The 12,912-nt window shown below is 72.5% G+C and carries 12 protein-coding genes; 7 read left to right on the plus strand and 5 right to left on the minus strand.

Annotation, left to right across the window (positions count from 1 at the left end; translation table 11 throughout):
• Position 1 precedes the first annotated feature (1 nt).
• Together C6N31_RS08845 and C6N31_RS08850 are read right to left on the minus strand one after the other, a co-directional pair.
• Positions 2 to 1,240: an ROK family transcriptional regulator gene (locus C6N31_RS08845; RefSeq protein ID WP_138355111.1), complete on the minus strand. Its 1,239-nt coding sequence runs from the start codon at positions 1,238 to 1,240 to the stop codon at positions 2 to 4.
• A 200-nt stretch (positions 1,241 to 1,440) separates the two neighbouring features.
• On the minus strand, positions 1,441 to 2,508 hold the full coding sequence (locus C6N31_RS08850) for a mechanosensitive ion channel family protein (RefSeq protein WP_138355112.1): 1,068 nt from the start codon (positions 2,506 to 2,508) through the stop codon (positions 1,441 to 1,443).
• Between the two features lie 233 nt (positions 2,509 to 2,741).
• Between C6N31_RS08850 and C6N31_RS08855 the strand changes: the two genes are divergently transcribed.
• Positions 2,742 to 3,278 carry an HNH endonuclease gene (locus tag C6N31_RS08855; RefSeq protein ID WP_138355113.1) on the plus strand — a complete coding sequence of 179 codons (537 nt, stop codon included), beginning with the start codon at positions 2,742 to 2,744 and terminating at the stop codon, positions 3,276 to 3,278.
• A 145-nt stretch (positions 3,279 to 3,423) separates the two neighbouring features.
• Here the strand turns inward: C6N31_RS08855 and C6N31_RS43660 are convergent, their stop codons facing one another.
• A complete protein-coding gene (locus C6N31_RS43660; protein WP_438817411.1) occupies positions 3,424 to 4,053 on the minus strand; it encodes a discoidin domain-containing protein in 630 nt (209 codons plus the stop codon).
• Positions 4,054 to 4,379: 326 nt separating this feature from the next.
• Between C6N31_RS43660 and C6N31_RS08865 the strand changes: the two genes are divergently transcribed.
• The 3 genes from C6N31_RS08865 to C6N31_RS08875 all read left to right on the plus strand — a co-directional run bounded on the left by C6N31_RS08865 (position 4,380) and on the right by C6N31_RS08875 (position 8,309).
• Positions 4,380 to 5,786: an amidase gene (locus C6N31_RS08865; protein WP_187144882.1), complete on the plus strand. Its 1,407-nt coding sequence runs from the start codon at positions 4,380 to 4,382 to the stop codon at positions 5,784 to 5,786.
• Between the two features lie 91 nt (positions 5,787 to 5,877).
• On the plus strand, positions 5,878 to 7,944 hold the full coding sequence (malQ, locus tag C6N31_RS08870; RefSeq protein WP_198357352.1) for a 4-alpha-glucanotransferase: 2,067 nt from the start codon (positions 5,878 to 5,880) through the stop codon (positions 7,942 to 7,944).
• 179 nt (positions 7,945 to 8,123) lie between these two features.
• Positions 8,124 to 8,309 carry a hypothetical protein gene (locus C6N31_RS08875; protein WP_232485007.1) on the plus strand — a complete coding sequence of 62 codons (186 nt, stop codon included), beginning with the start codon at positions 8,124 to 8,126 and terminating at the stop codon, positions 8,307 to 8,309.
• Positions 8,310 to 8,354: 45 nt separating this feature from the next.
• Here C6N31_RS08875 and C6N31_RS08880 read toward each other — a convergent pair whose 3' ends face one another.
• Complete coding sequence (locus C6N31_RS08880; protein ID WP_164295710.1) at positions 8,355 to 8,909, minus strand: MarR family winged helix-turn-helix transcriptional regulator; 555 nt, start codon at positions 8,907 to 8,909, stop codon at positions 8,355 to 8,357.
• Between the two features lie 116 nt (positions 8,910 to 9,025).
• Between C6N31_RS08880 and C6N31_RS08885 the strand changes: the two genes are divergently transcribed.
• A complete protein-coding gene (locus tag C6N31_RS08885) occupies positions 9,026 to 10,321 on the plus strand; it encodes an MFS transporter (protein WP_138357665.1) in 1,296 nt (431 codons plus the stop codon).
• Between the two features lie 219 nt (positions 10,322 to 10,540).
• Positions 10,541 to 11,497 carry an EamA family transporter gene (locus C6N31_RS08890; protein WP_198357353.1) on the plus strand — a complete coding sequence of 319 codons (957 nt, stop codon included), beginning with the start codon at positions 10,541 to 10,543 and terminating at the stop codon, positions 11,495 to 11,497.
• Here the strand turns inward: C6N31_RS08890 and C6N31_RS08895 are convergent.
• Positions 11,383 to 11,853 carry an ATP-binding protein gene (locus tag C6N31_RS08895; protein WP_198357354.1) on the minus strand — a complete coding sequence of 157 codons (471 nt, stop codon included), beginning with the start codon at positions 11,851 to 11,853 and terminating at the stop codon, positions 11,383 to 11,385. The two genes, C6N31_RS08890 and C6N31_RS08895, sit on opposite strands and share 115 nt — an antisense overlap.
• A 199-nt stretch (positions 11,854 to 12,052) precedes the next feature.
• Between C6N31_RS08895 and C6N31_RS08900 the strand changes: the two genes are divergently transcribed.
• Complete coding sequence (locus C6N31_RS08900) at positions 12,053 to 12,904, plus strand: helix-turn-helix domain-containing protein (RefSeq protein ID WP_187144881.1); 852 nt, start codon at positions 12,053 to 12,055, stop codon at positions 12,902 to 12,904.
• Positions 12,905 to 12,912: the final 8 nt, after the last annotated feature.

A 12,912-nucleotide genomic window follows, 5' to 3' on the forward strand; every position in this document is an offset into this window, starting at 1 on the left:
GTCAGCGCGAGGTGTCGAACACCTCGTCGCGTGTGGTGGCGAGGGCGCTCTGCAGCGCCCCGCACAGGACGGGGTGTTCCTGCACCGCGCCGATCACCAACCGGGGCCTGGGCACGGCGAGTTCCGCCAGTTCGGCCTGGATGAGGGCACGGAGGTGCTCCCCGCCGGCGACGATCACGCTGCCGGTGAGGACGATGAGTTCCGGGTCGAGGACGGCGACCATCGAGGCCAGGCCGGTGGCCAGCCCGGTGGCGATCCGCGCCAGCAGCTCGGCGTGCGGCCCGGTGTCCGGGGTGCCGTCGCGTTCGGCCGTCTCCGCGGACCGCACCGCCTCGGCGAGCAGCGTGGCGGCCAGATCCGCGAGCGGGGCCCCGCTGACCGGGGTGAGGCCGAGTTCCCGCGCGACGCGCACTACCGCGTCGCAGCCGGCCAGTTCCTGGAAGCCGCCGTTGTTGGCCTTGGTCACGTGCCGTACGAGGGGCGTGCCCGGCACCGGCAGGAAGCCGACCTCGCCGGCGCCGCCGGTCCAGCCGCGGTGCAGCCGGCCGCCGATGACGATGGCGGCGCCGATGCCCTCCTCGTTCCACAGCAGGACGAAGTCCTCGTGGTCACGGGCGGCGCCGACCCGCTGCTCGGCGACCGCGGCGAGATTCACGTCGTTGTCGTACTCCAGCGGTACGGCGAGCGCGGCGGCCAGTTCGTCGAGCAGCGTGGTGGAGTGCCAGCCCGGGAGATGGCTGGCGTAGCGCAGCCGGCCGGTGCTCGGGTCGAAGGCGCCGGGCGTGCCGATCACGACCCGGTGCAGGTCCGAGCGGTTCAGCCCGGCGGCCTTGGCCGCCTCGTCCACCGCCTGTACGACCTGCTCGACGGTGCCCTGCGCGCGGCGGCCCGGGGTCGGCAGCTCGAACTCGCCGACGGTACGGCCGGTGATGTCCGCGACGGCTGCCTTGATCCGTATCGGTGTCACGTCCAGCCCCGCGACATGCGCCGCGGCCGGGTTCACCGAGTACAGCTGGGCGTTGGGCCCGGGCCGGCCGGCCGTGGTGCCGGTCGCCAGTACCAGTCCGGCCGCTTCGAGCCGCGCCAGCAGCTGGGAGGCGGTCGGCTTGGAGAGGCCGGTGAGCTTACCGATCCGGGTTCGCGACAGGGGCCCGTGCTCCAGCAGGAGATCGAGCGCCGCGCGGTCGTTCATGGCGCGCAGTACGCGCGGGGTTCCAGGGGTGCCAGCCATGCGCGCCATCCTCCCTCAGTTCACTGTTAGGAAACTTTCCTATTGGTGAAACGAAAGGTAGGCCCGCTTTCGGCGGAGCGTCAAGGGGGCTCGGCCACAGGTCGACCAAAGCGTTACCTCCATGAAAGCGGCCTCCGGCGCAGTGCGCCAGAGGCCGGAGGCGGCAGTTGTCAAGACCGCCGAAAGGAGGAGACCCAAGGGGCGCCTGGCTACTTGGCGCCTTCCGCCCCCTGTGAGGGCACCGGGCGGGCCGCCAGCGCCTGCGGTGAATCCGGGTTGGAGTGCGCCGAAGGGGCCGCCACCGCCACCATCGGGTCGGCCGGCACACCCGTGTCGTCCACGGCCGCGGTCGGGGTCCCGCCGACGATCGTGATGCCCGCCTCGTCGAAGGCCCGCTTGATCCGCCAGCGAAGCTCCCGCGCGACCGCCGTGGCCTTGCCCGGCATCGTCCTGGCCTGCGCCTGGATCACCACCGAGTCCGCGCTCACCGACTCCAGGCCCAGCACCTGCACCGGCTCCCACAGCGCCTCGTCCCACGGATCGGTCTTCGCCATGTCCTCGGCGGCGGCCTCGATCACCGCGCGTGCCCGGTCCAGATCCTGCGCGTAGCCGACCTGCACATCCACCACGGCCGTCGCCCAGCCCTGGCTCAGGTTGCCGATCCGCTTGACCTCGCCGTTGCGGACGTACCAGATCTCACCGTTGTCGCCGCGCAGCTTCGTCACCCGCAGCCCGACCTCGATCACCGTGCCGCTGGCCACCCCGGCGTCGATGACGTCACCCACGCCGTACTGGTCCTCAAGGATCATGAAAACGCCGGACAGGAAGTCCGTCACCAGGTTCCTGGCACCGAAACCGATCGCGACACCCGCGACCCCGGCGCTCGCCAGCAGCGGCGCCAGGTTGATCTGCAGCACCGACAGCACGGTCAGCGCCGCGGTGCCCAGGATGGTGAACGAGGCGATGCTGCGCAGCACCGACCCGATGGCCTCGCTGCGCTGCTTGCGCCGCTCCGCGTTGACGACCAGCAGCCCGCCCAGGGTGGTGCCCTGCGCGACTTCCACGCCCCGGTTCATGCGGTCGATCAGCTTGCTGATGGTCCGCCGGACCAGACCGCGCAGCACCAGCGCGATGACGATGATCAGCAGAATTCTCAGGCCCGCGCCGAGCCAGTCCGCCCAGTTGGCCTCGACCCAGCCCGCGGCCTCGGTCGCGGATTTCTGGGCGTCGTCGAAGCTGGTTGCAGGAGCACTCGGGGACGGTGCGGGGGTGGACACGGTGGAAAACCTCCGTTGTGGGACAGACCCTCCACACTAACGGGCTAACGGATATGCCTCGTTGCCATGTTCGAGGGCCAACAGCCCGAAAGGTGGGGAAGTAAAGGAGTGTGGTCGAAAACACCCTGAGTCCGTTACCTGGTCATGGTGGCGCCGCCACCCGGCTTCCGGAGAGACTGAGGGCAGATCGTCCCGGCGCGAGCCACGCGCCGCCGGCGTATAAGGAGGCACCCGTGCCGCATGTCCTGGTCCTCAACGCGTCGTACGAGCCGCTCGGCGTCGTACCGCTCCGCCGTGCGCTTGTCCTCGTACTGAACAAGAAGGCCGTGTGCCTCGAGGAAACCGGCGCCTATCTGCACAGCGAGTCCTGCGCTCTTCCGGCGCCCAGTGTCGTCAAACTCACCAAATTTGTGCGAGTCCCCTTTCGAGGCACCGTCCCGCTGACCCGTAGGGCACTCTTCGCCCGCGACGGCGGCAAGTGCGCGTACTGCGGAGCCGCCGCAACCAGCGTCGACCACGTCATCCCGCGCAGCCGCGGCGGTCAGCACGCCTGGGAGAACGTCGTCGCCGCGTGCAGACGCTGCAACCACGTCAAGGCGGACCGCCATGTCGCGGAGCTGGGGTGGCGGCTGCGCCATACACCCGCACCACCGGCGGGCCTGGCCTGGCGGATCATCGGAACGGGACACAGAGACCCGCGCTGGCTGCCGTACCTGCAACCATTCGGCGCGGACGACGCCCTGGCCCGGATTGACGGCATCTCCGCCTGATATCCGGGCTTTCGTGTCTGCGGAGGCGGATGCGAGGCTGGTTGTTTCGGTGGTGGTGGTGCCGACCGGGCTCGGCCCGGCCGGCACCTTGCTGCGTCGTGGTCGTCGGCCCCCGGTCGTCGGGCGCCCGTCTCGCGTGGGCTGGTCACGGCAGGACGGCGTAGGCCTCCACCCCGAACGGGCTGTAGCTGTACTTCGTCGCGCGCTGCACGCCGTGGACCCGCAGGAACTTCGCCCCCGCCCAGGGGGCGGACGCGTCGTCCAGGCGGACCGACTCGGTACCGCCTTTGCCGTCGCGCACGGTCGCCGCGGTGTGCCATGTCACCCCATCGGCCGAGGTCCGCACCTCGTAGCGGGCGGCGTACGCGTCCTGCCAGTGCAGCACCACCCGGCCCACCCGGGCCGGCGCGGTCAGCTCCAGCTGGACCCAGGCATCGTCCTGCACCGGCGATGACCAGCGGGTTTCCGGGTCGCCGTCGGCGATCGCCGCGGCCGGGAAGTCCGGGGTCTCGTCCCCGGAGGACATCGCCCGCGCGCCCCTGACCAGGTCCGGGCCGCCGGTCCGCGGGCGGGCCCGTACGGTGATCCACTGCTCGGCCGAACGGCCGTCCACCGTGAAACGCACCGGGATGGAGTACCCGCCCGGCGCGGAACCCGGCGGCACGGACACGCGCACCGGCACGACCGGGGCCGCGCCGCGCCGCACCACGACGGAGGCGGGCACCTCCACGCGGGCGCCGCCCCACCCCGCCGGTAGGCGTAAAGCGCCGGCCACTGCCCCTCCGGTCGCCCCCCAGCCCGTCGGCCCACCGGCTCGCTGACCTGCGTGGTCCGGAGTACGCGGGCGCCGCCCTTCGGCACCGCCGGTAGGCGTAGACGGGGCGGGTGGGTGGGGAACAGCCCGCCGCAGGCGCAACGGTGCCGCTGGCGCCCGCGTACCCGCACCCCCGCCGGGTGCGTGGCGCAACGGCCGTCCCGGGGCGGCTGAGCCCCGCCGTGAGGCGAAGAGGGCGGGTGGGTGGAACAGCCCGCCGTAGGCGGAAGCGGCTCGCACGGGCCGGCGTACCCGTGCTTCCGCCGGTACCGAACTAACCTGCCCGGATGGGCGAACCTCATGAGTTGACGATGCTGCAGCAGGCCGCCGCGGTCCGGGACAGGATTCTCTCGCCAACGGAGTTGGCGCGGCATTACCTCGGGCGGATCGACCGGCTGAACGATGCCGTCGGGGCGTATGTGACCGTGACGCCCGAGCGTGCGCTCGAGGACGCGCGGCGGGCGGAGCGGCGGTTGGCGGAGGGTGGGGTGCTGCCGCCGTTGTTGGGGGTACCGGTGCCGGTGAAGGATCTGACGCCGGTGGCGGGGGTGCGGTGGACGGCGGGGTCGGCGGTGTTCGCGGACCAGGTCGCCGAGTCGGGGACGCACGTCGGGGATCTGCTGCGGGCCGCCGGGACCGTGCTGCTCGGGAAGACGAACACGCCCGAGTTCGGGCTGCCGGCGTACACCGAGGGCCGGGTGGCCCCTCCGGCGAGGAGCCCGTACGACACGGCGCTGATGGCCGGCGGGTCGAGCGGGGGAGCGGCGGCCGCCGTGGCCGCCGGGCTGGCGCCCGCCGCGCACGGGAGCGACGGCGGGGGGTCGATCCGCATCCCGGCGAGCTGCTGCGGGGTGGTGGGGCTGAAGCCGAGCCGGGGGCGGGTGAGCCCGGCGCCGTACGGGGATGTGACGGGGCTGGCGGAGACGGGGCCGATCGCGCGGAACGTGCGGGACACCGCGGCGCTGCTGGATGTGATGGCGGGGCCGGTGCCCGGGGATCCGGTGCCGCTGGCGGCGTCGGGGACGTCGTTCCTGGAGTGGTGCGAGCGGGAGCCGCGGCGGTTGCGGATCGGGCGGTGGGCGCGGCCCGATGTCGATGTGCCGGTGGATCCGGTGGTGCTGGCGGCGTACGAGCGGACGTCGGCGCTGCTGGCGGGGCTGGGCCACGAGGTGGTGGACGTCGAGCAGCCGCTCGGGCCCGGGGACCACGGGTCGTTCGATCCGGTGTGGGAGGTGATGGCGCTGCTGGCGCCGGTTCCCGCGGAGCGGGAGGGCGAGTTGATGCCGTTGACGCGGTGGCTGCGGGAGCGCGGCCGGATGGCTTCGGGGGAGCGGTTCGCGACGGCGCTGGGGGCGATGCAGGCGGTGGGGCGGAAGTTCGCGGCGGCGGTGGCGCCGTTCGACGCGGTGCTGACGCCGACGCTGGCCCAGTTGCCGCAGCCGGTGGGGGCGTTGCGCGACGACGCGGATCCGGCGGCGGATTTCGCGGCGCAGTACGCGTTCACGCCGTTCACGGGCGCGTGGAACATCGCGGGGCTGCCGGCGGTCTCGCTGCCGGTGGAGTGGACGGACGGCGGGCTGCCGGTCGGGATGATGCTCGGCGCGGCGCACGGTGCGGAGGGCCCGCTGCTGGCGCTCGCGGCCCAGGTGGAGGCGGCGGCGCCGTGGCGGGAGCGGCGGCCGGTGGTTTGGTAGCGCTGCCGGGCGGGGTGGCGGCGTCTGACGGGGTGTCCGGTGGGGTAAGGCTGGGGTGACCCCCACCCCGCACTGTGATCTTGGAGGCCCGATGGACCGGGAGCGGCTGGCCGCGCTGCACGGCGTGGACACGACGTACCGCCCTGGGCCCGACCGGGAGGTCCGGGTGCCGGAGGAGACGGTGGTGGCCGTGCTGGCCGCGCTGGGGGTGGACGCCTCGACGCCGCAGGCGGTGCGGGACGCGCTGGCCGCGTACGAGCACCGCGACCGGCAGCGGCTGCTGCCTCCGTGCACGGTGGTGCGGACCGGCCGGCCGCTGCCGCTCGGGCTCCCCGAGGGGACCCGGGTGCTGATCGAGGCGGAGTCGGGCGAGGTGTTCGACGCCGGTGACTGGGAGCGGATTCCGCTCGGCCGGCACGTGGTGCGGGCGACCGCGCTGGACGGGCGGACGGCGCGGGCCGATCTGGTGATCGCGCCCGAGCGGCTGCCGGGTCCGCCGGGGCGCACGTTCGGCTTCATGGCGCAGCTCTACTCGACGCTGTCGGAGCGCTCCTGGGGGATGGGCGATCTCGGCGATCTCGCGGATCTGGCGGCCTGGTCGGGGCGGGCGCTGGGGGCCGGGTTCCTGCAGATCAATCCGCTGCACATCGCGGTGCCGGGGCGGCCGACGGATCCCTCGCCGTACCGTCCGTCGTCCCGGCGGTTCCCCGATCCGGTGTATCTGCGGGTCGAGGACATCCCGGAGTACGCGTATCTGGCGCCGGACGACCGGGTGCAGGCCGTGGAGCTGGCCGGCCGGGCGGCGGCGCTGCGGGCGGGCGTGCTGTACAAGGACGCGCTGATCGACCGGGACGCGGTGTGGGAGCTGAAGCTGGAGGCGCTGGGGCTGGTGCGGAAGGTGCCGCTGCAGCCGGGGCGCCGGGCCGGGTACGCCGACTTCCTGGCCGAGCAGGGACAGTCGCTGGACGATCACGCCACCTGGTGCGCGCTCGCGGAGGTGCACGGTCCGGACTGGCACGCGTGGCCCGCCGGGCTGCGCGATCCGCGGTCCCCGCAGGTCGCGCGGGCACGCAGCGAGCTGCTCGACCGGGTGGACTTCTACTGCTGGCTCACCTGGCTGACGGATGATCAGCTGGGCGCGGCACAGGCGGCGGCGCGCGCCGCCGGGATGCCGATCGGGATCGTGCACGACCTGGCCGTCGGGGTGCATCCGTCGGGTTCGGACGCATGGGCGATGCAGGACGCGCTGGCGCGGGGCATGTCGGTGGGCGCACCGCCGGACGCGTTCAACTCGCGCGGCCAGGACTGGGGCCTGCCGCCCTGGCGGCCGGACGCGCTGGCGGCCACCGGGTACACCCCGTACCGGGATCTGCTGAGCCGGCTGCTGCGGCATGCGGGGGCGCTGCGGATCGACCATGTGATGGGGTTGTTCCGGCTGTGGTGGGTGCCGGAGGGCCGGCCGCCGACCGAGGGCGCCTATGTCCGGTACGACGCGGAGGCGATGCTCGGAGTGCTCGCCCTGGAGGCGCACCGGGCGGGCGCGGTGGTGATCGGCGAGGACCTGGGGACGGTGGAGAACGGGGTCAGGGAGGAGCTGTCCGACCGCGGCATCCTCGGCACGTCGGTGCTGTGGTTCGAGCGGAACCACGACGGGGACGGCAAGCCGCTGGCGCCGGAGGCGTGGCGGCCGGCCTGTCTGGCCACCGTCACCACGCACGATCTGCCCAGCACGGCCGCCCGGCTGACGGGCGAGCACGTCGAGCTGCGCTACCGGCTGGGGCTGCTGACCCGGCCGCTGGCCGAGGAGCAGGCGGAGGACGCGGCGGAGGTCGCGGAGTGGATCGCGCTGCTCGGCCGGCTGGGGCTGCTGCCGGAGGGGGCGGCCGACGAGGAGGCCGTCGTCAAGGCCGTCCACCGGTTCCTGGCGCGCACCCCGGCGGCGATGGTCGGCGTCTGGCTGCCGGACGCGGTCGGCGACCGCCGCCCGCAGAACCTGCCGGGCACCTGGGACCAGTACCCGAACTGGCGGCTGCCGGTGGCCGACGTCGCGGGCCGGCCGGTCACGCTGGAGCAGCTGGCCGGATCGCCGCGGCTGCACGCGCTGCTGGACGAGGTACGGGCCGCGCTGGCGGCCGGTCCGGAGACCGGCCCTGAGTAACGCTGTCTGCCGTTGCCGCAGGTCGCAGGGACATGGGCGCGTAAAGACATGGGCAAGGACCCCCATAAGGACACCCCGGGCGTGCGGGCCCGGAGGTCGTTCACTACATTGAGGGCGTGGACAAGAAGCTCAACAAGAAGGCCGTGCGCGCCGGGGTCATCACCGCCGGGACGACGCTGATGCTGCTGATGTCGTCCCCCGCGTTCGCGGTCTCCCGCGACGACGGCGACGACCCGGGTTCCGGCCTGAGTGTCGTACAGACCCTCGGCCTCTTCGTGCTCGCGCCGATCGCGCTGTTCGCGATCATCGCCGGCGTGGTGATGGCGACCGACAAGACCCGTAAGCAGCAGCAAGAGCGCGGCTGACGCCTTTCTCCTGCTGGCCCCCTGACCGCATGCGCGGCAGGGGGCTCAGTGCTGTTCCGACGAGCTGAGCAGCTGCCGCAGCAGACCGGAGAGCTGCGCCGCCTGCTCGTCGTCCATCGCGCCGAGAGCCGCCTTCTGCACGGCGAGCCCGGCGCCCACCGCCTCGTGCAGCAGCGTGAGGCCGCGTTCGGTGAGGGTGACCCGCAGGCCGCGCCGGTCGTGCGGGTCCGGGCTGCGCTCGACGAGGCCGGCGCGCTCCAGCTTGTCCAGCCGTCCCGTCATGCCGCCGGTGGTGAGCAGCAGCGTCGAGGAGAGCTCGCGCGGTGACAGGGTGTGCGGCTCACCGGCCCTGCGCAGCGTCGCCAGTACGTCGAACTCGCCGCGGCTGATGCCGAAGCGCCCGTACTCCTTCTCCATCCGGTCGCCGACCGCCCGCGCGATGCGGTAGATGCGGCCGAAGATCGCCATCGGCACGGTGTCGAGGTCGGGGCGGACCTCGTTCCACTGCGCGGTGATCCTGTCCAGGGGATCCGGATCCGGGGCGTTCGCGGGGTCCGGGGCGTCGGGGAGGTCCGGGGAGTCCGGGGCCGGGGTGGTCATACACATCAGTATCGGACGAAGAACAGTCGCTGGCAAGAAAGTAGCTTGACGGTAAGTCGCTTAGGAGTAAGCTACTTATCACCGAGCTACTTCGGGCGACGATCCCAGGAGCGGACATGGCCAGCACCTCGCGAACACGCACTTCACGGATACCCGGCGAGCGGTCCATGCTCGCCGCGATGACCGTCAACGCGGTCGGCTCCGGGATGTACCTCCCCTTCACCCTGATCTTCTTCCACCACGTCACGGGCCTGTCGTTCGCCGCCGTCGGCGCGGTGCTCACGGTGGCCGGGCTCATCGGGCTCACCACGCTGCCGCTGGCCGGCACCGCCGTCGACCGCTTCGGGGCGCGCCGCGTCCAGCTGGTGCTCTTCGGGGTGCGGGGGCTGGGCTTCGCGCTCTACCCGTTCGCGCAGTCGGTGCCCGCCTTCGCCGTCGTCGCCCTGGTCACGATCATCGGCGACGGCGCCTTCCCCGCCGTCCAGCAGTCCTTCCTCGGCGAGATCGCCCGCGGCGCCGACCGGGACCGGCTGCAGGCCGCCTCCCGGGCGCTGAGCAACGGCGGGATGGGCGCCGGCGCGCTGCTCGCCTCGCTCGTCGTCGGCTTCGGCGGCGACGCCGGCTTCACCGCGGCGGCCTGGCTCAACGCGGCCAGCTTCATCCTCTCGGCGCTGCTGATGTGGCGGGTTCGCCCGGTCATGGTGGTCAGGGACGCGGCCGCCGTCGCCCGTCAGAAGGCCGGCTACCGGCTGGTGCTCCGTGACCGCCCGTTCCTCGGTCTGACCGCGGCCAACTTCCTCATCGCCCTGGGCTACACCGCGCTGCCCGTCCTGTACCCGCTCTACATCTCCACCTGGCTGCACGGCCCCGAGTCCCTGACCGGCGCCGCCTTCACCGTCAACACCGTGCTGTGCGCCGCGGGCGGCGTCCTGGTCGCGTCCTTCGTCCGCCGCCGCGGCGCCCGCCGCAACCGGTCCGCGGCGCTCGGCGCGGTGCTCTTCGCGGTGGCCTTCGCCGGACAGATCGTGCTCGGCACGGTGCGCCCGCAGGCCGGCTGGGCGATCGGCGCCGGTCTCGCCGTGATCATCACGGTGCACACCATTGGCGAGATGGTGCACAACCCGTCGGCCGGCGCCCTGGCCATCGCCGCCGCCCCGGACGCGGTACGCGGCCGGTACATGGCCGCCTACCAGTTCTCCTGGCAGCTGGTGCGGGCCATCGCCCCGTCGCTCTTCACCGGCCTGATGGCCGTCGACGGCCGGCTCCCGTGGCTGCTGCTCATCGGCACCACGCTCGGCGCGGCGCTCCTCCTGGTGCGGCTGGAGCCGCACCTGGCATCGGACGCTGTCCACCCGGCGGCCCCGCGCCCGGTGGCCGCCTCCCCGAAGCCGGACCTTGTGCCGGCCGCCTGATCGCTGCGGGTTCGCCTGATGGCCCGCTCGCCTGATGGCCCGGCCGTCAGATCGCCTGTTCGGCTGACGGTCCGGTCGCCCGCTCGCCCGCCCTCCCGCTCGTCCGCTCGCTCGCCTGACCGCGTGACCGCTTCATCGCCTGGTCGTCGCCCGGCTTTCGTTCTCGCGGCCCCTGCCCTTGTGACCGCTGTGACCGCTGTTCCTGTGAGGAGTCCGCAGATGTCCCGTCTCTCCACCATCGCCCTCACCGCCCTCGCCCCGCTGGCCTGGGGCTCCACCTACGCGGTCACCACCCAGCTCCTTCCGCCGGACCGCCCGCTGTTCGCCGGGCTGATGCGGGCGCTGCCCGCCGGGCTCGTACTGCTCGCCGCCACCCGGGCGCTGCCGCGCGGGGCCTGGTGGTGGAAGTCGGCGGTGCTCGGCACCCTCAACATCGGCGCCTTCTTCCCGCTGCTGTTCCTCGCCGCCTACCGGCTGCCCGGCGGCGTCGCCTCCGTCGTCGGCTCGGTGGGCCCGCTGTTCGTGGCAGGCCTCGCGGCGGCCCTGCTCAGCGAACGCCCCAGCGCCCGTACGCTCACGGCCGCGGTCATCGGGGCGGTCGGCGTCAGCCTCGTCGTCCTGCGGGCCGGTGCCGGATTCGACGCCCTCGGCCTGCTCGCCGGCGTCGCCGGCTCCGCGAGCATGTCGGCCGGGACCGTCCTGACCAAGCGCTGGGGACGCCCGGAAGGCGTCGGCCCGCTCGCCTTCACCGGCTGGCAACTCACCGCCGGCGGCCTGCTGATCGCCCCGGTCGCCCTCCTCGTCGAGGGCCTCCCGCCCGCCCTCGACGCCCGCGCCGTCACCGGCTACGCGTACCTGGCCGTCGCCAACACCGCCGCCGCGTACTGGCTCTGGTTCCGCGGCATCGGCCGCCTCCCCGCAACCTCGGTCTCCCTCCTCGGCTTCCTGAGCCCGCTCTCCGCCGCCGCCATCGGCTGGGCGATCCTGGACCAGTCCCTGACTCCCGTCCAACTCCTCGGCATGGCCATCGCGTTCACCGGAACGCTGCTGGGACAGTTGCACTACCAGCGGCGGGTGGCGCCGGTGCCGGCGTCGGTGCCGGTGCTGGTCTCCGTGCCGATGTCGCACCAGACCAGCTTCCCGGAGACACCGAGGATCTCCTCGCCGACCAGGTAGTACCCCCAGTCCTCCGCCAGCTCCCGCACCAGATGCATCCCTCGCCCTCTCTCCGACTCGGCCGGGTCCACCGCCTCGTACACCGGTGGCTCGGCCGAGTCGTCGAATACGGCGAGCCGCAGCGTCTCTTCCCGCCAGTGCACGCGCAACGTCACGACTCCGTCGGAGTACTCGAGCGCGTTCCCGACGAGCTCGGACGCCAGCAGCTCGGCGACTTCGGTCAGCTCCGGCCGCCCATGGGCGGCGAGCATCGCCCGCAGAGCGACGCGGGCAACGCCCGCGCAGCGCAGGTTGTTCGGTAACTGGAGGGAGTAACTCCAGCCGGGGTCAGCCTTGGGGGCGAGTGCAGCGATCATGAGGGTCTCCCGTGGCGTCGGGTTCGACTGGGCAGCTGAGAGCCTTCAACTCCCTGAAGTGGGGGGGGGGGGGGTCGTTACCGACGGTAGGGCCCAACTTCGTTACGGCACAAGTCTGGTACGTGAATTTCGCCCCCACGAGTGCGCCCGTGACAGAGTTACGCTGCACTCCGCACTGATCGGACCGGAAGGGTCAGCGATGCCACCGAGGAGCTTCCCCACCGCCCGCCAGCAGCGCCTGGGCGCGGAGCTCCGCAAGCTCCGCGAGCGCGCCGGTATGACGGGCCGCGAGGCGGGTTCCACCCTCGGCGGCAACCAGATCCAGATCAGCCACATCGAGTCGGGCCGCTACGGCGTCAGCGGCACCCGAGTCCGCCAGCTCGCCGCGCACTACTCGGCTACGGATCAGGCTCTGGTCGAAGCGCTGGTGGCGATGGCGGAGGAGCGCGGGAAGGGTTGGTGGGAGGAGTACCGGGACTCCCTGGCCGCCGGGTTCCTCGATCTGGCCGAACTGGAACATCACGCGACGCGTATGCACACGGTTCAAATGCTCTACATGCCAGGCCTGCTGCAGACCGAGGCCTATGCTCGGGCGGTGTTCGCCGGTGGCGTGGCGGAACTCCCTCCCGCCGAAATCGACCTACGCGTGGATTTTCGTATGCGACGGCGAGAAGTCCTCGATCAGGCCGCGCTCAAGGAGTTCGAGCTGATCATTCATGAAGCAGCCCTCCGCATCCGCTACGGGAGCCGCGAGATCATGCGCGCCCAGCTCAGCTACCTCGCCGAGATGGCTGAGCGCTCGAACATCACCGTCCGCCTCATCCCCTTCGATGCTGACGAACTCAGTGGATCCGCACAGTCGATGTTCTACGCGTGCGGCCCGATCCCGCAGATGGACACAGTGCAGGTTGATGCCGTCATCGGCAGCGGGTTTCTTGACGCTGAGGCACAGCTGGCCAAGTATCGAGCGTTGCTCGCCGCCATGGAACAAGCCGCACTCAGCACGGAGTTGTCGAGGCAGAGAATCCGCGCAATCGTCCAAGAGATGTGAGGGGATCC

Origin of the sequence: Streptomyces fildesensis (genome assembly GCF_016107395.1) — a bacterium.
In the GTDB taxonomy this organism is placed as follows: Bacteria; Actinomycetota; Actinomycetes; order Streptomycetales; family Streptomycetaceae; genus Actinacidiphila; species Actinacidiphila fildesensis.